Raw genomic sequence first — 19,675 nt, 5'->3', positions numbered from 1 at the left:
ATACCACCGTTCAGACGTCTTATAGATCGTTTTTATATGATACATTAGAACGTAAATGACATACAGTGGGGTGGACTATACAATGAAGCCAGATTTGCGTTCCAAATGGACAGATCATGTAATTATAGGCGATGGAGCAATGGGAACCTATTTGTACCAATTAGGATTTCCTGTAGGTATTTCTTATGAAGAATTGAATTTGATTCGTCCACATATTATAGAAGATGTACATCGTCAATATGTAACTGCTGGTGCTCAAATGATCGAAACGAATACATTTTCTGCTAATTATGACCGATTATCTAAATATGGGCTTGAACATAAAGTAGATGAAATTAATCGCGCAGGTGTACGGATCGCCCGGGCAGCAGCTGGTGATCAAGCTTATGTTGTCGGTTCAGTAGGTGCGATTCGCAATGGTAAACGAACCAATATTCCGCGGTCTGAATTACGTCAGCATTTTAGACAACAAGTATCGTCTTTGTTAGAAGAAGGCGTAGACGGAATTTTGTTGGAAACGTTTTTTGAAGTAGAAGAGCTGGCGATTGCTTTACGGCAAGTACGCAAACTGACTGATATTCCGGTGATGTGTCAGTTAACGGTAGAAGATGCGATTCGGACGCTGGATGGGTTTGCTTTGCCAGATGCGTTTGCTTTACTGACTGATGCGGGTGCAGATATGGTAGGACTGAATTGTCGTGTAGGCCCTAACGGAACACTTCATGCACTGGAAGCAGTTCAAGGTAAAGTATCTTTGCCATTATCAGTGTACCCTGATGCAGGAGTAGCGGATTATGTAGATGGTGAGTATCGCTATGGGGCAAGTCCGGCTTATTTTGGCCAGCGTAGTATTCGATTTGCCGAATTAGGAGCACGAGTGATCGGCGGATGCTGTGGAACAACACCTGAACATATCGCCGCTATTGCTAGAGCGTTAGAAGGATATGTACCGGAGAAGTTAGACTTTTCCAATGTCCAGACACCGACTCCTCAAATTAGTGTAACGATTGAGAACGCCATTATGGATGAAAGCGATCGTAACGGAGAAGATGTACCGCCGACACTGGTAGACCTGGTGCGTGAACGTCCAACAGTGATTGTAGAACTTGATCCACCTCGTGATCTTGATATTACACGCTTTCTTAAAGGGGCAGCCGCACTTAAAGAAGCTGGAGTAGATGCACTAACTCTAGCGGATAATTCGCTTGCAGTGACTCGTATGAGTAATATGGCACTCGGACATATTGTGCAACGTGAAGCAGGGATTCGTCCGTTGATTCATATCGCTTGTCGTGATCGTAATATGATTGGTAGTCAATCTCATATGATGGGATTCGATGCTCTCGGTATTGATCATGTACTGGCTGTGACCGGCGATCCGTCTAAATTTGGTGATTTGCCTGGAGCAAGTTCTGTCTACGATATGACTTCATTTGATATGATCAAAATGATTAAGCAATTGAATGAAGGTATCGCATTCTCAGGCAAACCGCTCAAACAACGTGCCAAATTTGTAGTAGGCGCCGCTTTTAACCCGAATGTCAAACATCTGGATAAAGCAGTTGTTCGTCTGGAAAAGAAAATTGCGGCTGGTGCTGATTATATTATGACTCAGCCTGTCTATAATGTGCAGTTGATCGCTGATATTCGGGAAGCAACCAAGCATTTAGATATTCCTATTTTTATAGGTATTATGCCTCTCGCTAGTGGACGTAATGCAGAATATCTTCATAATGAAGTACCTGGTATTCAATTATCCGATGAAGTACGCGGACGGATGGCAGGATTGGAAGGCGAAGAAGGCAGAGCCACAGGCGTAATCATCGCCAAAGAATTGCTGGATGTCGCTATGGAACATTTTAACGGAATTTATATTATGACTCCGTTTATGTTTTATGATATGAGTGTACAGCTAACTGAATATATATGGGCAAAAGCAAAGCGCCGTCCAAACCCCTTGTTTCACAATAGATAATCAATTACAATAGGATAACGGATGTGATGCCGATGTCATTCAGTATGACCGGATACGGTCAGTCCGCCGTGCAATTTGGCGGCTACAAAGTCCAGATTGAAGTCAAATCCGTCAACCATCGTTATTGCGAAATTATGATGCGTTTACCACGTGAATGGGGTCAAATGGAGGACAGTCTCAAAAGGCTGATTCAAGATGCGATCAAGCGTGGACGGATAGATGTATTTATGAACAAAGAGCAAGATACAGGGCAAGTTCCGTCTTTGAAGCTCAACCATGCTAACGTTCAGTCTTACTTACAAGCCGGTCAAGAGCTTACAGAGCGTTATGGTGTGAATGGAAATTTGGATATCAATCAATTGCTTGCATTACCAGGAGTCATGACTACCGAGCAACCTTCGGAATTGGCAGATGAAGAAGAACAAGCACAGTGGCAACAGATTCTTGGACAAGGACTACAAGAAGCACTTCAAAATTTACTGCAAATGCGTGCACGAGAAGGGATTCATTTAGCTAACGATTTGCGGGAGCGGCTGAATCTGCTAGAGCAGTATTATCGCAGTATGTGTGAATTGGCGCCTACTGTAGTAGAAGAACATCGCATACGTCTAAAACAGCGATTATCTGAACTTCAGGATGGAAGTTATCATTGGGACGATTCCAGAATTAGCATGGAGATAGCTGTATTTGCAGATCGTTCTAATATTGACGAAGAATTGACGCGTTTGAATAGTCATTTTCAGCAGTGCAAATTATTGCTAGAAAGTAATGATGCAATCGGGCGTAGGCTTGATTTTTTGATTCAAGAAATGAATAGAGAAGTGAATACGATTGGTTCTAAAGCGAATCATCTGGCTCTCGTGAATCATGTCGTCGAGATGAAAGCGGAACTGGAAAAGATCCGTGAACAAGCCGCAAATTTGGAATGAATGCAAGTCAGCGACCTCATTTCGGCGTAAATGAGTCAAATGTATAGGGGGAAAAACCTGAAGATGGCCATCAAACTTATCAATATTGGCTTCGGAAATATTGTATCCGCGAATCGGATTATTTCTATAGTAAGCCCTGAGTCTGCACCAATCAAAAGAATTATTCAGGAAGCACGCGATCGTCATATGCTCATTGATGCCACATATGGTCGTCGTACCCGTGCTGTTATCATTACAGATAGCGATCATGTGATTCTTTCCGCAGTGCAACCGGAAACTGTAGCACATCGCTTATCGACTAAAGATGATGATCACGACGAATAAACAAAAAGAGGCTGTTGATCAATCCACTATGCACCGGACGACGCAACAGCCTAAAATGGAGTGTACCATGTCTAAAGGATTATTATTTGTGTTATCCGGCCCTTCCGGTGTCGGTAAAGGAACGGTATGCAGTGCTCTTCGGACGCGTATGCCTGAATTGATCTATTCTGTATCTGCAACCACACGCCAGCCTCGTGCAGGTGAAGTGGATGGAGTGAACTACTTTTTCAAAAGCCATGAGCAATTTCAAGAAATGATCTTAAACGATCGTTTGTTAGAACATGCAGAATATGTAGGCAACTTTTATGGAACACCACGCGATTTTGTAGAAGATACGCTGAATGCGGGTAACGATATTTTCCTTGAAATCGAAGTGCAAGGTGCTTTGAAAGTCATGGAGAAGTTTCCAGAAGGCGTATTTATATTTTTGACTCCACCTTCGTTTGAAGAATTGGAACAACGTCTGCATGGACGTGGAACCGAAACCGTAGATACGATTATGAATCGAATGACGGTAGCTGCTGACGAGTTGGAATTAATGAAGCATTATGATTACTCTGTAGTCAATGATGAAATTGATCTAGCGTGTATGCGAATCCAGAGTATTATTGTCGCAGAACATTGTAAGATTACAAAATAAGTCCTGTGAAATAAATTTCGCAGAACACGAAGAGGTGTGTGTATCTAATGTTATATCCTTCTATTGATGAAATGATGACTAAAGTCGACAGTAAGTACTCGCTTGTTGTTGCAGCTTCCCGTCGTGCTAGACAACTACGTGAAGGTAGTGTTAGTGAATTGAAAGATGCTCATGCGAGCAAATATGTAGGGATTGCATTAGAAGAAATCTATAACGATATTCTTCGTATCGAACGCAGAACTGAAACAGAGTATGACGACGAAAAATAAGTAACAGGCTACGGTAAAGGGGCCCGCTATAGAAGCTTAATTAAATACGGACCCCTGTGCCACTTGCTAACAACCGAAAGGTTGTTATTTTTTTTGAAAATATACTAAAACGATGGAATAGATTCCCCTTTTACGATAAAAAGAGGTATAATAAAGGGATGAATAATTGCAAAAATTAAACGAAAGCGGGGAAATAGAGATGCTGCAAGGTAAAAAGATTGTGCTGGGGATTACTGGCGGAATCGCTGCTTACAAAGCGGCAGCGTTGTGTAGCGGATTGGTAAAACAAGGGGCAGATGTGCATGTCATTATGACACGTTCTGCTTCCAAATTTATTACCGAACTTACATTACAGACGCTCTCTCGTAACCCGGTTCATATAGATACATTTGACGAACGTGATCCAGAAGTAGTCACCCATATTAACCTGGCTGATCTAGCTGATCTGGTATTAATTGCTCCAGCCACTGCCAATACAATTGCTAAAATGGCACATGGATTAGCAGATGATATGCTGTCTTCCACATTGCTTGCCACAACAGCTCCAATCATGGTCGCACCGGCAATGAATGTGCATATGTATCAGCATCCAGCAGTTGTACAAAATATGAATACACTGGTTAGTCGTGGTGTGTTGATGATTGAGCCAGGAAGTGGCATGTTGGCTTGTGGTTATGTCGGCAAAGGGCGTTTGGAAGAACCGGAGACGATTATTAAAGTAGTACAAGATTTTTTTCAAGCTCAAGCACACCGCAATCAGTTACGTCAGGTGTTAGCAGGTAAAAAAGTGACCGTTACCGCAGGTGCAACAGTAGAACGGATCGATCCTGTTCGTTTTATTACCAATGATTCCTCTGGCAAAATGGGAATTGCGATTGCCAAAGCTGCTCACGATATGGGGGCATCGGTACGATTGATTGCAGGAACAGTACAAGTACCTTTACCTGAAGGCATAGAGACAGTGCGTGTTCAATCTGCTCAAGATATGTATGAAGCAGTATTAGGCGAATGGAATCATACTGATATTATGATTCAAACAGCAGCGGTAGCTGATTATCGCCCGCAAACTGTGTACGAGACCAAAATGAAGAAAAAAGACGAAGGACTTACACTAGAATTGGAAAAAACAGTCGATATTCTGGAAAGTCTAGGTCAACGTAAACAGGGGCAATTTTTGATTGGCTTTGCCGCAGAAACGAATGATGTCGCTGAACATGCTATAGGTAAATTAAAACGTAAAAACTGTGATCTATTAGTCGCTAATGATGTCACCGCAGTTGGAGCTGGATTTGGCACAGATACGAATCTTGTTCAGATTTATGATGCACAGGGATTAGTAGTGGATCTACCATTAATGAGTAAAGATGAAGTCGCCATCCAATTGCTAAGTATTGTAGCCAAACGGTTGAATGGAGTGTCTACCTTATGACTCTTATTGCTCAGGTGATTGTTGATGTACCTAGCCGGGGCACAGATCGTCCATTTGATTATATCGTGCCAGAATCGATGCGAGGATGGTTAGAAGTAGGAAGTCGTGTAGGTGTTCCTTTTGGTCCGCGTACATTGCAAGGATTCGTGATTGGATTAAGTGGAACTTCTGAGACACCAGCAAATAAGCTCAAATCATTACAAGAATTACTAGATCTTGTACCTCCATTGTCCGAAGAATTGGTTGAATTGTCTGAATGGATGAGTGCCAAATATGCGTGTCACCGGATTACTGCACTTCAATCCATGTTACCTGCGGCTTTGAAAGGAAAAGCAGAACGGTATATTCGAGTCGCTGAACGTGAATCTTGGGTAGGAGAAGATTCTCTTTTTGATGCTACAGAGTCATTATTAACCGACGAAGAAGAACAGATTGTTTCTCATATTCAAAAGCAACAAGAAGTGCGGATGGAATTGTTAAGTCGTCGGTTTGGCGAACAAGCGCATATTATCAAATCGTTATTGCAACGTGGCATTTTATTAGAAAGTCGTAGTATACGCGATAAAGTGCAAAAGAAAACTGTGAGAACCGTTTCTTTGCATTTGCCAGAAGATGAGATTCGTACCATTATCGAAGAATTTCCAGCCAAAGCCAAGCGTCAGCAAGAAGTACTGACTTATATTGCAGATACCGGTGGCGATGTACCACTCAAAGAAATCATGACAGTGCTTGGCGTCACAGCCAGTACAGTGAAAGCTCTGGCAGACAAAGGATATATCGCTATTATAGATATGGAAGTGTACCGTGATCCTTATCAAGATCGCAACTTTACACCAAGTACACCATTTACGCTCACAGATGAACAACAGCAAGTATATAACTCGATTATCAGCCGTATTAATAAACGTGAACAAGGCGAATATTTAATTCATGGGATTACAGGTAGTGGGAAAACAGAAGTGTATTTGCAATGTATTCAGCGTGTAATCGAACAAGATCGACAAGCGATTATGCTTGTGCCTGAAATTGCACTAACTCCGCAGATGGTTGAGCGGTTTAAAGGTCGTTTTGGTGATCGTGTAGCCGTGATGCATAGCCGATTGTCTAGTGGTGAACGTTATGATGAATGGCGCAAAATTCGTGAAGGTAAATCTCAAGTCGCGATTGGTGCGCGTTCAGCGATCTTTGCTCCTTTTTCCAATCTAGGCTTAATTATTATGGATGAAGAGCATGAGACGTCATATAAGCAAGAAGAAAGTCCCAAGTATCATGCGCGTGATGTAGCGATTCATCGTGCTCACCAGCATAATGCTGTTGTCATTCTAGGTTCAGCTACTCCTTCACTGGAAAGTTATTATGCAGCTAGATCGCAAGCCAATGATGAATTTATGCCAATGTTATTGGAAATTCATGGACGGGCACTTGGAAGCGAACTTCCAGCCGTAGAGATTATTGATATGCGTGAAGAGTTAAAAGAAGGCAATCGCTCGATGTTCAGTCGACCTCTTCATCAAGCGATAGAAGATCGGCTGGAGAAAAAGCAACAGATTGTTTTACTGCTTAATCGGCGCGGGCATTCTACATTTGTGATGTGTCGTACGTGCGGTTATGTGGCGGAATGTCCGAATTGTGATATCTCGCTCACCTATCATCAGCGTTCTAATAGTCTGCGTTGTCACTATTGTGGTCATGCTGAACCTGCTCCGCAAATATGTCCGGAATGTGGTAGTGAACATATTCGTTATTTTGGCACAGGAACACAGCGTGTCGAAGAAGAATTGGCGAAATTATTTCCCGGTATTCGAGTAGTGCGAATGGATGTCGATACAACCACACAAAAAGGGTCACATGAGAAATTATTAAATCAATTTCGCGATAAAAAAGCAGATTTACTGTTAGGTACGCAAATGGTAGCCAAAGGATTGGATTTTCCAGATGTTACGTTAGTAGGTGTCATTGCAGCCGATTCAGCGCTACATTTACCTGATTTCCGCGCAGCTGAGAAAACGTTCCAACTACTGACTCAAGTAGCAGGACGAGCAGGTCGTCATCATTTACCGGGTGAAGTGATTGTACAGACGTATAATCCAGAGCATTATTCAGTAATTCATGCGAGCCGTCACGATTACGGGTCTTTTGTGCGTGAAGAATTGAAGCATCGTCAGACACTGGGGTATCCACCCTATTGTCGCTTAGCATTGATTACTTTTTCACATGAAAAATTAGCCTTATTAGTACGTATCGCTGAAAATTATACACAGATGATTAAAGATCAAGCTTCTAAATTAGGTTGGTTAGGTAGTCTAGAACGATTTTCAAATGAAGCATTGGATGTATTAGGTCCTGTCGCTTCGCCAATACCACGCTTAAAAAATAGATACCGATTCCAATGTATGATAAAATGGCGTGGAGATATGGACGTTGCCAAGCTTGCTGAGCATGTGGCAGAACAATTGCAAGATAGTGTACGTGATAAAGAGTTATTAATCAGTATTGATGTAGATCCACAAGTATTAATGTAACAGGATCGAATGTACATGTAGAGAGATAATATAAAGGACGGGATAAAGAATGGCTATACGTATTATTGTAACGGAACCGGATGAAGTGCTTCACAAAAAAGCAAAAGAAGTAACCAAAATTACACCGAATGTACAGAAGTTGTTAACCGATATGGCAGACACAATGTACGATGCAGACGGGGTAGGTCTTGCTGCGCCCCAAGTCGGTATTTTGAAACGTTTGATCGTAGTAGATGTAGGCGATGATAATGGATTAATCGAACTCATTAATCCTGAAATTATAGAAAGTAACGGCGAGCAACTAGGTTCAGAAGGTTGTCTTAGTATTCCCGGTCTTAACGGTCAAGTTCGTCGTGCTTTGGAAGTAACGGTCAAAGGATTAGATCGCAATGGTGAAGAAGTGAAAATTACAGGTCGTGATCTGTTAGCACGTGCTTTTCAACATGAGATTGATCACTTGAACGGTGTACTATTTACCGATATCGCAGAGCGTGTCTATGACCGTAAGCTAGACGAGGAAGGGGAATAAGTCTATCGTGAACATTGCATTTATGGGAACACCCGATTTTGCTGTGCATAGCTTAAATGTTCTGATTGAAGAAGGCATGAATGTAGTCTGTGTCGTGACTCAACCGGATCGCCCTCAAGGTCGTAAAAAAGTATTAACACCTACTCCTGTCAAAGCAGCAGCGGTAGAACATGGTATTCCAGTACTTCAACCGCAACGGATGAGAAATGCTGAATCTATCGCTGAACTTGCAGCATATAAGCCAGATTTGATCGTTACGGCGGCTTTTGGTCAGATTTTACCGAAAGCTGTATTGGATCTACCACGCTTAGGTTGTGTAAATATTCATGGATCATTGTTGCCTAAATATCGCGGAGGTGCACCGATTCAGCGTTGTATTATCAATGGTGAAACGGTAACAGGCATTACGCTGATGTATATGGCAGAGGGTCTAGACACAGGAGATATGATCTCGAAGATCGAAGTGCCGATTACAGATGAAGATACATCCGGTACTTTATTTGCCAAAATGAGTGAAGCAGGAGCAACGATTCTGCGTCGAGAATTGCCACGACTGCTAGAAGGTAAAGTAGAAGCAGAACCGCAAAATGATGACGAATCCACCTATGCTCCGAATTTGACTCGTGAAGATGAAGAATTGGATTGGTCGAAAACCAGTCGTGAATTATATAATCAAGTTCGTGGTCTTGTACCATTCTCTGGTGGATTTACATTATGGAATGGCGAAGTATTCAAAGTATGGAAAATAAGCAAGCCTACGACGGATGCTACATTAAAAGGGGCAGCACTAGAAGCTGTACCGGGTACAGTTCTGGAATTATTGCCAGAAGGTATTGTTGTTCGTACAGGCGATAGCACCGTTACACTGACAGAGATTCAACCTGCGGGCAAAAAAGCACTACAAGCGTCTGACTTTGTACGTGGCACGTCAATGACTAAAGGTACGGTGCTCGGGTGAATAATCAAAATAATAGTCATAACAACAAATCCAAACGTCAACCGAATGCAGATAGCCCGTTAGCGAATAACACTAAGACTAAGTCTGATCCGAAAAGCAAATCGGTTCGTCCAACTACTGCTCGTGAAGTTGCGCTCGAAGTATTAACAGCAGTGGAAGAAGAGGGTTCTTATAGTAATCTTGTATTGAATCAAATGCTCAATCGTATTCGTCTAGAACGTGCAGATATTGGACTGGCTACAGAGTTAGTCTATGGTACCATTTCACGTCTGAATACCATTGATTATTTTCTTGGGCAATTTGTGGCAAAAGGCTTAAATAAGCTTCAACCGTGGGTACGTAATTTGTTACGGTTTAGCTTTTATCAAATTTATTATCTTGATCGTATTCCTGCTCATGCGGCGGTAAACGAAGCGGTTAATATCGCGAAACGTCGTGGACATCAAGGCATATCAGGTATGGTCAATGGCGTATTACGTAATGTGATTCGTCGCCGGGAAGAATTAGTGATTCCTCAAGATTTGCCACCTGCGAAAAGAATAGCATTGCAACATTCATTCCCTGAATGGATGGTAGCACGTTGGATCAAGCAATATGATGAAGCAACCGCTGAACAAATCTGTATTTCAAATAACGAAGCACCATCGGTAAGTATTCGTGTGAATACGCATCGCACTTCTCGTACAGCGATGTTGGAATTGCTACAAGGTGAAGGATATGATGTAGAAATTTCTCCATTATCTCCAGATGGTATTCTGGTGCATGGTGGCGGGAATATGGCATTAACATCATGGTATCAAGACGGATTAATTTCAGTACAAGATGAAAGTTCTATGCTCGTTGCTGAAGCAGTGCAAGCGAAGTCTGGTATGAATGTATTGGATTGTTGCGCCGCTCCAGGAGGCAAAAGTGTACATCTAGCTGAAAAAATGAATAATAGTGGTCATATTATTGCGAATGATATTCATGAACATAAGCGTCAGTTAGTGGATGATCAAGCAGAACGTCTCCAACTCTCTATTATCGAAACGACAGTTGGAGATGCGTTAACATTAACAGAACGTTATCCTGCCGAGTCTTTTGACCGAATCTTATTAGATGCTCCATGTTCAGGTCTAGGGGTTATTCGTCGTAAACCTGATCTCAAATGGAATAAAAGTATGGCGGACATTAAAGAAATCGTACAGTTACAACAACAACTGTTGCAGAATATTTCTACACTACTCAAGCCAGATGGCATTATGGTGTACAGTACATGTACGATTGAACGTAGTGAGAATGAAGCGATTGTAGAATCTTTTTTACATCAAAATAAACAGTTTGAATTGGTTCCGTTTGCACCTGTAAATACGAATCATGCTCAAACAGGGATTCAAATTTTACCGCAAGATTTCCATTCGGATGGATTCTATATTGCTGTACTACGTAAAATCAGTATGTAATCTAGTTTATTCTGATCTTCTAAATAGACACGATAAAAGTGGCTTGTTACTTATGGAGAGTATAGTTATCCTGAGTAAAGCCACTTTTGCTGTGTTTAGGAATAAATGCTAATCTATAATCAACCGATATAAAAAATATAGTAACAAATAGTAACGATATCTTAATGAACAGACCCTTTAGGGTTTGATTATTTTATGCTAGAATAGTAAGGATGAAATTCAATGTTGACCGTCATATGATTTGTGGTATCAAAAAATGAAAAGAATTTGAGAATAGGTGTGATAATTGTAATGAAACCTTTTATATATGATTATGCTTTGGAAGATCTACAGAACTGGGCAAAGGAAAATAATGAGCCTGCTTTCCGCGCAGGACAAATTTTTGACTGGCTGTATGTGAAGCGTGTGACTTCGTTTGAGGAAATGACTAACCTTTCCAAGGAACTTCGCGCTAAACTAAACGACCAGTTTTCTTTTGTTATGTTAGATGAGATTACTAAAATGCAGTCTAAAGATGGTACGGTTAAATTTTTGTTTGGTCTGCATGATGCTCATGCGATCGAGACCGTTATTATGCGTCACAACTACGGAAATAGTATCTGTGTAACTACACAGGTAGGTTGCCGTATCGGTTGTACATTCTGTGCGTCCACATTGGGTGGCTTGAAACGTAACCTTACAGCAGGTGAGATTGTGGCTCAGGTTGTTCAAGCACAGAAGATTTTGGATGAAACGAATGAGCGTGTAAGCAGTATTGTAATTATGGGTTCAGGTGAGCCGTTTGAAAATTACGAAGCAACAATGACTTTTTTACGGATTATGATTCATGAAAAAGGATTGAATATCGGGCAACGTCATATCACTGTTTCTACAAGTGGAATCGTACCGAATATTTATAAATTTGCAGATGAAGATACACAGATTAACCTAGCGATTTCTATTCACGCACCGAACGATAAATTGCGTTCTAAATTGATGCCGGTTAACCGTCGTTTTCCTTTTGATGATGTGATGGAATCTCTTCGTTATTATTTGAATAAAACCGGTCGCCGGATTACGTTTGAATATGCGTTGATTGGTGGCGTTAATGATCAGCCTGAGCATGCAGAAGAATTAGCAGATGTTCTCAAAACTATGATGTGTCATGTCAATTTGATTCCTGTTAACTATGTTCCAGAACGTGATTATGTGCGTACCCCGCGCAAAGATATTTTTGAATTCCAGCGTATTTTATCTGACAAAGGTGTGAATGTAACGATTCGTCGTGAGCAAGGACACGATATCGCTGCTGCTTGTGGACAGCTACGAGCGAAACACATGGAGTCGACTGCGAGGTGATCACATTTGATTAGAACAGCGCAACATAGTGATAGGGGACACGTTCGACAAGTGAATGAAGATTCAGTATGGATCGGTTCTATTCAACAGGAATATACACTAGGTATAGTCGCAGATGGAATGGGTGGACATCGTGCAGGCGATACAGCAAGTCAACTGGCTGTGCAGACCATTATCGGTGATCTGCAAGGGCTAGAAGCTGGCTTATCGCTAGAAGCTTGTCGTGCTGCTTTACATGATGCGATTTTACATGCGAATAATGTTGTTTTTCATACTGCTCAAATGGACGACAGTTACCACAATATGGGGACGACTGTTGTAGCTGTATTGCTACGCGGTGATAGCGGCATTATCGGTCATATCGGTGATAGCCGCGCTTATTTGGTAGGCGAAGAAGAATTACGTCTATTAACGCAAGATCATACACTGGTTAATGAATTGCTCAAAAATCATCAGATTACTCAAGAAGAAGCAGCTGTGCATCCTCGTCGCAATGTGTTAACACGTGCACTGGGTACAGATGCAGAAGTCGTTGTAGAAATAGACGATATTCAGCTTAAAATCGGTGAAGTGCTTTTGCTATGTAGTGATGGATTAACGAATATGATTGGTAGTCAACAGATCGAAACGGTTGCTCTGGCAGGTATTGCACTTGAAGAACGTGCGAAGCATCTGGTAGCTCTAGCACTTGAAGCTGGTGGCGAAGATAATATTACTGTTGCCCTATTCGAAATGGATGACTCTACGGTAGAGTTGAGCACGAAGGGGTGGGAACAATGATCGGACATACGCTAGGCGGCCGTTATGAAGTCATCGAGGAAATCGGTGGCGGCGGTATGGCGCTTGTATACAATGCGCGTGATGTGCTGCTTAATCGTCATGTTGCCATCAAAGTTTTGCGCCAGCAATTTGTATATGATGAAGAATTTATTCGCCGTTTTCGTCGGGAAGCTCAATCAGCGGCGTCCTTATCACATCCTAATGTGGTTAGCATCTATGATGTTGGACAAGAAGGCGATATTCACTATATCGTGATGGAATATGTACAAGGTTACAATTTGAATGAAGTGATCAAAGAACGTGCTCCTTTGCCTGTGGATGAAGCGATCCGAATTGCTTCTCAGATTTGCGATGCACTTGATCATGCACATCATAATCAGATTATTCACCGTGATATCAAGCCGCATAATATTTTGATCGGTCGTAATGGACGGGTGAAAGTAACTGATTTTGGTATTGCTCGTGCGGTGACTTCTACCACGATTACACAGACAGGTTCTGTTGTTGGTTCAGTGCATTATTTTTCACCTGAACATGCTAAAGGTGTAGCTACTGGTGAAAAGTCTGATTTGTATTCGCTTGGGATTGTGTTGTATCAAATGCTGACTGGGCGACTTCCTTTTCTCGGTGAAAGCCCGATTAGTGTAGCGCTTAAGCATTTACAAGATGAATTCGAAGAACCGCGGTTAATCAATCCGTTGATTCCGCAAAGTGTAGAAAATATCATTTTGAAGTCGATGCGTAAAAGCCCTTCAGAACGATACAATTCTGCTCATGAAATGTTACAAGATCTAGATACGTGTCTGTTACCAGAACGTCGTAGTGAAACGAAAGTATATTTCCCAACAGTAGATGATGAAGAGCAGACACGCGTCATATCAGCGATTCGTCCGACTTCGATTCCTGTAGGAGATGATGATCGTAAGTCAGATCGTGAAATGTCACGATCTTCTGCTCCTGCGAAGCAACAGCGCAAATGGGTAAAACCAACCATCTGGATATCGGCGGTTGTGATTCTGTTGGTATTGATGGGTCTTGCAACAATGTATGTACGTTCTACTCTCGATGTAGCCGAGGTGGCTGTACCCAATGTAGTTAACCAAACGCAAGCTAGCGCTGAAAGTATGCTAGAGGCGCAAGGATTAGTTAGAGGTCAAGTAACAAGTGAATACAAAGAAGGACAGCCTGCTGGTATCGTTATCGCCCAGAGTAAAGACGCGGGAACGATGGTCAAACAAGGAGCTTCTATTGATATTACAGTCACCGCTGAAAAAGAATTATCCAAAATGCCTGATCTGAATGCCAAAACGTATGAAGATGCACGTAAATTGTTGCTAGCAGAAGGATTTAAAGAAGATCAGATTACACGTGTCGATGAAAATAACGATAGTGTCGATAGTGGAACTGTATTTGATCAGACACCTGGAGCGAATGCAGATGTTGACCCTGCAACAACAACAGTCACTGTAACTGTAAGTAAAGGAACAGCGACGGCTTCTGTACCTGATCTCACAGGGATGAGTCAGTCTGATGCTCAAGCTAAATTATCTTCAAATGGATTTACTGTAGGAGATGTAGGACAAGAGACAAGTTATACCGTAGCTAGCGGTAAAGTAACTCGTCAAAATCCGGCTGCTGGTAATTCATTAAGTAAAGGAAGTAAAGTATCGTTCTGGGTGAGTTCTGGATATCCACCAGAAGCATTTGACTTTACGTATTCTGTATCTATTCCACCAGCAACAGCAGGCAAATCTAGTAAAATCAATATCAAATACACCGATGCTACTGGTGAAAATAAAGATTGGGGAACCAAAACAATCAGTTCACGTCAATCTCTAAAAGTGAATATGGTGTTAGGACCGAATCGTGATGGTGCAGTATCGATCTATCGTGATGGCGAATTTATTGATACGTATGCGATTGGATACAATGAAGCGAAGCAAGGCAGTGTACAGGAAACGGTTATCGAACCAGACGCTCCTGTTGAAGTTCCACCGGTTGATAACAGTGGAAATACGGGCACAGGAACAGGAACTGATGATCCTGCTGTAGATCCGCCAACAGACGGTCAAGGAACTACACCAACAGATCCAGCTACAGATGGAACTACTCCGACAGATCCGACAACAGAAGAAGGATCAACAGATGGTGGAACGACCAGTACACCGTAATGTAGTGATCATTCATAAAAAAATAACAATTAATGAACAAACAAAAGAAATAAGCTTTATCCATGAGGGGACGGAATCACATGCTACAAGGCTTAATCGTCAAAGCTTTAAGCGGCTATTATTATGTGCAACAACAAGTCGATGATATAGCCTCGGGCGGGGATCACCGGAAAACAGTTCAGTGTCGTGGACGCGGTATTCTTAAGAAAAAAGGAATTGCGCCATTAGTTGGCGATCAAGTACTGTATTCGTTAACAGAAAATGGAGAAGGCACAGTAGAAGAAATATTGCCTAGAAAAACAGAGTTGATTCGTCCACCTGTAGCTAATATTGAGCAAGCTGTGCTCCTTTTTTCGGTCAAAGAACCTGATTTGAGTCTGCATTTATTAGATAAATTTCTTGTTCATGTAGAAGATGCGAATCTAGAACCTTTGATTTGTTTTAGCAAAATGGATCTAATTGATCCAGAAGATACGCAAACGTTGACAGAAGTAGAGCAAGCACGTCAACTATATGAGCAAATTGGTTATAAAGTAATTTTGACCAGTGCTGAAGACGGCTCCGGTACCGCAGCAATTCGTGCCGAATTATCAAATCGACTGAGTATGTTTGCAGGACAATCCGGTGTGGGTAAATCTTCTTTACTGAATGCTATTATTCCGGGAAGTACAATCAATACAAGCGAGATTAGTATGCGTCTAGGACGTGGACGGCATACGACACGCCATGTCGAGCTCATTGAGCTTGATGGTGGCGGTTATGTAGCAGATACTCCAGGATTCAGTCAAATGAACTTTACACAGCTCGGTGTGGACTTAGAAGACCTGGGATCATGTTTCCGTGAGTTCAATGAATACTCGGACGGTTGTAAGTTCCGTGGATGTACTCATTTGCATGAACCGGGCTGTAAAGTAACCGAAGCTTTGGCTAACGGTGAAATTGCAGAAAGTCGCTATAAGCACTATCAATTATTTTATCAAGAAATGAAAGATGAAAAACGGAGGTATTGAACTATGAATCCTATCAAAATCGCGCCTTCGATCTTGTCAGCTGACTTTGCCAAATTAGGTGCCGAAATCGCAGAAATCGAACGCAGTGGAGCAGACTGGTTACATGTTGATGTTATGGATGGACACTTTGTACCTAATATTACATTTGGTGCTCCTGTATTACAGGCTGTTGCTCCACATACAGGATTATTTGTAGATGTTCATCTTATGATCGAAAATCCAGAGAATTATATCGCTGATTTTGTAAAAGCAGGCGCACATATGATTACGGTGCATGCAGAAGCATGTGTACATTTACATCGTGTAATTCATTTAATCAAAGAACATGGTGTAAAAGCAGGGGTAGCTTTGAATCCTGCAACTCCAGTCTCTGCGATTGCAGAAGTATTGGATGATTTGGATATGGTGCTTGTTATGACAGTGAACCCGGGATTCGGGGGACAAGCGTTTATCCCACGTATGGTGGATAAAGTAAAACAACTACGTGATTGGGCTAATGCAAAAGGTCATACTGCTTTTCATATCGAAGTGGATGGAGGCATCTCGGCAACAACTGCCAAATTAGTAGTTGATGCAGGTGCAGACGTGTTGGTAGCAGGAAGTGCGATATTCGGAGCTCCTGATCGTGCCAAAGCGATTCAAAGTATTCGAGATAGCTTGAATTAAATCATCCGCATTTATCACTAAGATCGATATTGATCTGATACTAAAAAAACCAGTAATCCGTATCGTATAGATATGAATTACTGGTTTTTTGTATCTATAAAGTTACTCTTGTATTGTGATAGTAAAAAGACAAAGAAAACCGAGACATCAAAAAAAGACATCAAAAAAACACCCCTATCGCTAGAGATGCTTTTCATCATTACATATAATACTTAATGTATTAGCCGTAAATTATACGCGAGTCACTTTACCGGATTTCAAAGCACGGGTGCTGACATATACGCGTTTTGGTTTACCGTCTACCAAGATGCGAACTTTTTGAACGTTCACGCCCCAAGTACGACGATTGCGGTTATTAGCGTGAGAAACAGTATTACCACTACCAGGTTTTTTACCTGTTACATAACATTTGCGAGCCATAGTTACACCTCCTATTTCCAAAAAAACTGCATGAAAACAACACTTCTACCATATTAGCATAACGATTTGGCTATAGTCAACAGTGTCAAATACTTTATTTATTTCTATGGTAGGTTATAGTACAATGTAAAATAGTTCGACGTGTATCTTTTTGTCGGATATTAAAGGGAATGAACTTGATGATTTCAGAAGGCTTGAGAAGAAATCGTCTATTCTTTATACCTTCTCGCCTATTTTTGGTACTTGGTACAAGGACAAGGTTCTAATTTATAGGTATGGTGGTAATGGATAGAGTGGCATCTGTAGAGGCTAGTCTGTTATAGTCCATATGAAATACAAATATTGCTTTTCGACAAACTTAACTACAAATAAAAATGAATATCCTGACCGAAATATGAACCGGCAGGATGTATAGGTATGATGAGGAAGGGGAATTTTCATTGAGTAAGCGTTTTTTAAATGGGACTGATTTCACCGCTATGGTGCTTGCTGGAGCAGAGCGATTGCAACAACATGCAGAACACGTCAATTCCCTCAATGTGTTTCCGGTACCTGATGGAGACACAGGAACGAATATGAATTTGACTATGACTGCGGGTGTAACTGAATTAAAACGTAATCATTCAGCAGTAATAGGCTCCACTGCAACTGTATTATCGAAAGGGTTATTAATGGGCGCACGCGGTAATTCTGGTGTTATATTATCACAATTATTCCGCGGATTTAGTCGTTCTGTAGCTTCTTATGAAGAATTAAATGCTAATCAATTTGCCGCAGCACTTCAAAGCGGAGTGGAATCTGCGTACAAAGCGGTAGTCAAGCCAGTAGAAGGAACAATCTTAACTGTTGCCAAAGAAGCAGCCAAGCATGCGTTATATTATTCACGTCGCACGACTGATATTACCGAGTTGATGGGCGAAGTACTTAAACGTGCTCAAGAAACATTAGCACAGACGCAAGAAATGTTACCAATCCTGAAGCAAGTAGGCGTTGTCGATTCAGGTGGACAAGGATTAGTCTATATCTATGAAGGATTCTACAATTATTTGCAAAACGGTTATGAAGTTAATCAAGATCAAGCAGATATCTATGCAAATATCGGAGAAAGTGTGCCTATACATGGTTCGAGTGTCGCTTTGGATAAAGCAAAAGGATTAGCGACGACTACAGATGCACATCTATCCACTCACGATCATTCTGCTCAATCACGCATCGAAACTGAAGATATCGAGTTTTTGTACGATATGGAGTTTTTTATCAATCGTCAAATCGGTGATATCAAAAATGCTCCTTTTCATGAAGAAGCATTCCGTCAGGAACTTTCAATTAATGGAGATTCGATTATTGTGATTGCAGATGATGAAGTGGTCAAAGTACATGTGCATTCCAAAGCACCGGGTGAAGTATTGAATCTAGCGTTACGTTATGGTGAAATTACACAGATTCATATTTTGAATATGCGTGAGCAACATCGTGATCTATTGTCAGCAGGGTTAGATATTGCTCCATCTCCAGATGTATTTGCGGAAATGCCAACCCAACCTTTAACTGCGCAAGAAACAGCGACACCACCTGCGGAAGAAGTAGCACCTTATGGATTTATAGCGGTATCATCAGGTGATGGTATTTCTGATATTTTCAAAAGTCTAGGTGTAGATGTTATCTTATCCGGTGGACAGACGATGAATCCAAGTACAGAAGACTTTGTAAAAGCGGTCGAAAGTATGTCCGCAGATCATATCTTTATTCTGCCGAATAACTCTAATATTGTACTGGCGGCTCAACAAGCTAAAGACTTATTAGAAGAAACGCATCAGATCACGGTTATTCCAAGTAAAAGTATTCCACAAGGTATAGCGGCTGCGTTTGCTTTTCAAGAAGATGAAGAGGTCAGTGTGAATCAGAGCAATATGAATGAAGCTTTGCAACATGTGAAGTCCGGTCAGGTAACCAATGCTGTACGTGATACAGTGATTGAAGATATGAATATCAAAGAAGGACAATATATCGGAATTTATAATTCCAAAATTGTAGCTGCTAGTGATCTGATGCTTACGACCTGTCAGCAACTATTGTCCAAAATGATTGAAGAAGGACAAGAAGTAGTTACTGTATTGGTTGGTAACGATGCAGATGATCAAGACACGACTGCTCTGATGAGCTGGCTTGAAGAGACCTATCCTGATGCAGAGATTGAGATGCATGAAGGTGGTCAACCGGTTTACCATTATTTATTCTCGGTGGAATCTTGAGAATAGGAACGATAGGAGGGA

17 protein-coding genes are annotated in these 19,675 nt (G+C 41.5%); 16 read left to right on the top strand and 1 reads right to left on the bottom strand.

Annotated features, from left to right (window positions below; all coding sequences use genetic code 11):
• Nucleotides 1-82 precede the first annotated feature (82 nt).
• The 15 genes from PQ456_RS14965 to rpe all read left to right on the top strand — a co-directional run bounded on the left by PQ456_RS14965 (nt 83) and on the right by rpe (nt 16,982).
• Nucleotides 83-1,975 (top strand): bifunctional homocysteine S-methyltransferase/methylenetetrahydrofolate reductase, encoded by a 1,893-nt coding sequence (locus PQ456_RS14965; RefSeq protein ID WP_273613013.1) that lies wholly within the window; start codon nt 83-85, stop codon nt 1,973-1,975.
• 32 nt (nt 1,976-2,007) lie between these two features.
• Nucleotides 2,008-2,904: a YicC/YloC family endoribonuclease gene (locus PQ456_RS14960; RefSeq protein WP_273616331.1), complete on the top strand. Its 897-nt coding sequence runs from the start codon at nt 2,008-2,010 to the stop codon at nt 2,902-2,904.
• A 63-nt stretch (nt 2,905-2,967) separates the two neighbouring features.
• Complete coding sequence (remA, locus tag PQ456_RS14955) at nt 2,968-3,228, top strand: extracellular matrix/biofilm regulator RemA (RefSeq protein WP_020615370.1); 261 nt, start codon at nt 2,968-2,970, stop codon at nt 3,226-3,228.
• Nucleotides 3,229-3,295: 67 nt separating this feature from the next.
• Nucleotides 3,296-3,868 (top strand): guanylate kinase, encoded by a 573-nt coding sequence (gene gmk / locus PQ456_RS14950; RefSeq protein ID WP_273613012.1) that lies wholly within the window; start codon nt 3,296-3,298, stop codon nt 3,866-3,868.
• A 47-nt stretch (nt 3,869-3,915) separates the two neighbouring features.
• Nucleotides 3,916-4,137: a DNA-directed RNA polymerase subunit omega gene (gene rpoZ / locus PQ456_RS14945; protein ID WP_204823367.1), complete on the top strand. Its 222-nt coding sequence runs from the start codon at nt 3,916-3,918 to the stop codon at nt 4,135-4,137.
• A 199-nt stretch (nt 4,138-4,336) separates the two neighbouring features.
• Complete coding sequence (coaBC, locus tag PQ456_RS14940) at nt 4,337-5,566, top strand: bifunctional phosphopantothenoylcysteine decarboxylase/phosphopantothenate--cysteine ligase CoaBC (protein ID WP_273613011.1); 1,230 nt, start codon at nt 4,337-4,339, stop codon at nt 5,564-5,566.
• Nucleotides 5,563-8,088, top strand: coding sequence for a primosomal protein N' (gene priA, locus PQ456_RS14935; protein WP_273613010.1), 2,526 nt, complete (start codon nt 5,563-5,565; stop codon nt 8,086-8,088). The genes coaBC and priA overlap by 4 nt, the downstream gene beginning before the upstream one ends.
• A 49-nt stretch (nt 8,089-8,137) precedes the next feature.
• On the top strand, nt 8,138-8,617 hold the full coding sequence (def, locus tag PQ456_RS14930; RefSeq protein WP_273613009.1) for a peptide deformylase: 480 nt from the start codon (nt 8,138-8,140) through the stop codon (nt 8,615-8,617).
• A gap of 7 nt (nt 8,618-8,624) precedes the next feature.
• Complete coding sequence (gene fmt / locus PQ456_RS14925; RefSeq protein WP_273613008.1) at nt 8,625-9,575, top strand: methionyl-tRNA formyltransferase; 951 nt, start codon at nt 8,625-8,627, stop codon at nt 9,573-9,575.
• Nucleotides 9,572-11,017 carry a 16S rRNA (cytosine(967)-C(5))-methyltransferase RsmB gene (gene rsmB / locus PQ456_RS14920; RefSeq protein WP_273613007.1) on the top strand — a complete coding sequence of 482 codons (1,446 nt, stop codon included), beginning with the start codon at nt 9,572-9,574 and terminating at the stop codon, nt 11,015-11,017. Before fmt ends, rsmB begins: the two co-directional genes overlap by 4 nt.
• A 291-nt stretch (nt 11,018-11,308) precedes the next feature.
• A complete protein-coding gene (gene rlmN / locus PQ456_RS14915; RefSeq protein WP_273613006.1) occupies nt 11,309-12,355 on the top strand; it encodes a dual-specificity RNA methyltransferase RlmN in 1,047 nt (348 codons plus the stop codon).
• A gap of 6 nt (nt 12,356-12,361) precedes the next feature.
• Nucleotides 12,362-13,135, top strand: a complete 774-nt coding sequence (locus PQ456_RS14910) for a Stp1/IreP family PP2C-type Ser/Thr phosphatase (protein ID WP_273613005.1) — start codon at nt 12,362-12,364, stop codon at nt 13,133-13,135.
• Complete coding sequence (gene pknB / locus PQ456_RS14905; RefSeq protein ID WP_273613004.1) at nt 13,132-15,306, top strand: Stk1 family PASTA domain-containing Ser/Thr kinase; 2,175 nt, start codon at nt 13,132-13,134, stop codon at nt 15,304-15,306. Before PQ456_RS14910 ends, pknB begins: the two co-directional genes overlap by 4 nt.
• 80 nt (nt 15,307-15,386) lie before the next feature.
• Complete coding sequence (gene rsgA, locus PQ456_RS14900) at nt 15,387-16,316, top strand: ribosome small subunit-dependent GTPase A (RefSeq protein ID WP_273613003.1); 930 nt, start codon at nt 15,387-15,389, stop codon at nt 16,314-16,316.
• Between the two features lie 3 nt (nt 16,317-16,319).
• Nucleotides 16,320-16,982: a ribulose-phosphate 3-epimerase gene (rpe, locus tag PQ456_RS14895; protein ID WP_273613002.1), complete on the top strand. Its 663-nt coding sequence runs from the start codon at nt 16,320-16,322 to the stop codon at nt 16,980-16,982.
• Between the two features lie 231 nt (nt 16,983-17,213).
• Here the strand turns inward: rpe and rpmB are convergent, their stop codons facing one another.
• The gene (gene rpmB / locus PQ456_RS14890; RefSeq protein WP_069329046.1) at nt 17,214-17,402 is read right to left on the bottom strand and encodes a 50S ribosomal protein L28; all 189 of its coding nucleotides are present in this window, start codon (nt 17,400-17,402) and stop codon (nt 17,214-17,216) included.
• Nucleotides 17,403-17,842: 440 nt separating this feature from the next.
• Here rpmB and PQ456_RS14885 point away from each other — a divergent pair, with 440 nt between their 5' ends.
• Nucleotides 17,843-19,654 (top strand): DAK2 domain-containing protein, encoded by a 1,812-nt coding sequence (locus PQ456_RS14885; RefSeq protein WP_273613001.1) that lies wholly within the window; start codon nt 17,843-17,845, stop codon nt 19,652-19,654.
• The last annotated feature ends 21 nt before the right edge of the window (nt 19,655-19,675 follow it).

The organism is Paenibacillus kyungheensis (assembly GCF_028606985.1).
Classification (GTDB): domain Bacteria; phylum Bacillota; class Bacilli; order Paenibacillales; family Paenibacillaceae; genus Saccharibacillus; species Saccharibacillus kyungheensis.
The sequence above is the reverse complement of the archived record's forward strand: the minus strand, read 5'-3'. Positions and strand labels throughout refer to the sequence as shown.

What these genes read in the sequence shown, in the direction of transcription:
- coaBC (WP_273613011.1), top strand. Translation starts at nt 4,337, where the DNA reads ATGCTGCAAGGTAAAAAGATTGTGCTGGGGATTACTGGCGGAATCGCT.
- pknB (WP_273613004.1), top strand. Translation starts at nt 13,132, where the DNA reads ATGATCGGACATACGCTAGGCGGCCGTTATGAAGTCATCGAGGAAATC.
- rlmN (WP_273613006.1), top strand. Translation starts at nt 11,309, where the DNA reads ATGAAACCTTTTATATATGATTATGCTTTGGAAGATCTACAGAACTGG.
- remA (WP_020615370.1), top strand. Translation starts at nt 2,968, where the DNA reads ATGGCCATCAAACTTATCAATATTGGCTTCGGAAATATTGTATCCGCG.
- rpmB (WP_069329046.1), bottom strand. Translation starts at nt 17,402, where the DNA reads ATGGCTCGCAAATGTTATGTAACAGGTAAAAAACCTGGTAGTGGTAAT.
- PQ456_RS14965 (WP_273613013.1), top strand. Translation starts at nt 83, where the DNA reads ATGAAGCCAGATTTGCGTTCCAAATGGACAGATCATGTAATTATAGGC.
- gmk (WP_273613012.1), top strand. Translation starts at nt 3,296, where the DNA reads ATGTCTAAAGGATTATTATTTGTGTTATCCGGCCCTTCCGGTGTCGGT.
- def (WP_273613009.1), top strand. Translation starts at nt 8,138, where the DNA reads ATGGCTATACGTATTATTGTAACGGAACCGGATGAAGTGCTTCACAAA.
- rpe (WP_273613002.1), top strand. Translation starts at nt 16,320, where the DNA reads ATGAATCCTATCAAAATCGCGCCTTCGATCTTGTCAGCTGACTTTGCC.
- rpoZ (WP_204823367.1), top strand. Translation starts at nt 3,916, where the DNA reads ATGTTATATCCTTCTATTGATGAAATGATGACTAAAGTCGACAGTAAG.
- PQ456_RS14960 (WP_273616331.1), top strand. Translation starts at nt 2,008, where the DNA reads ATGTCATTCAGTATGACCGGATACGGTCAGTCCGCCGTGCAATTTGGC.
- rsgA (WP_273613003.1), top strand. Translation starts at nt 15,387, where the DNA reads ATGCTACAAGGCTTAATCGTCAAAGCTTTAAGCGGCTATTATTATGTG.
- priA (WP_273613010.1), top strand. Translation starts at nt 5,563, where the DNA reads ATGACTCTTATTGCTCAGGTGATTGTTGATGTACCTAGCCGGGGCACA.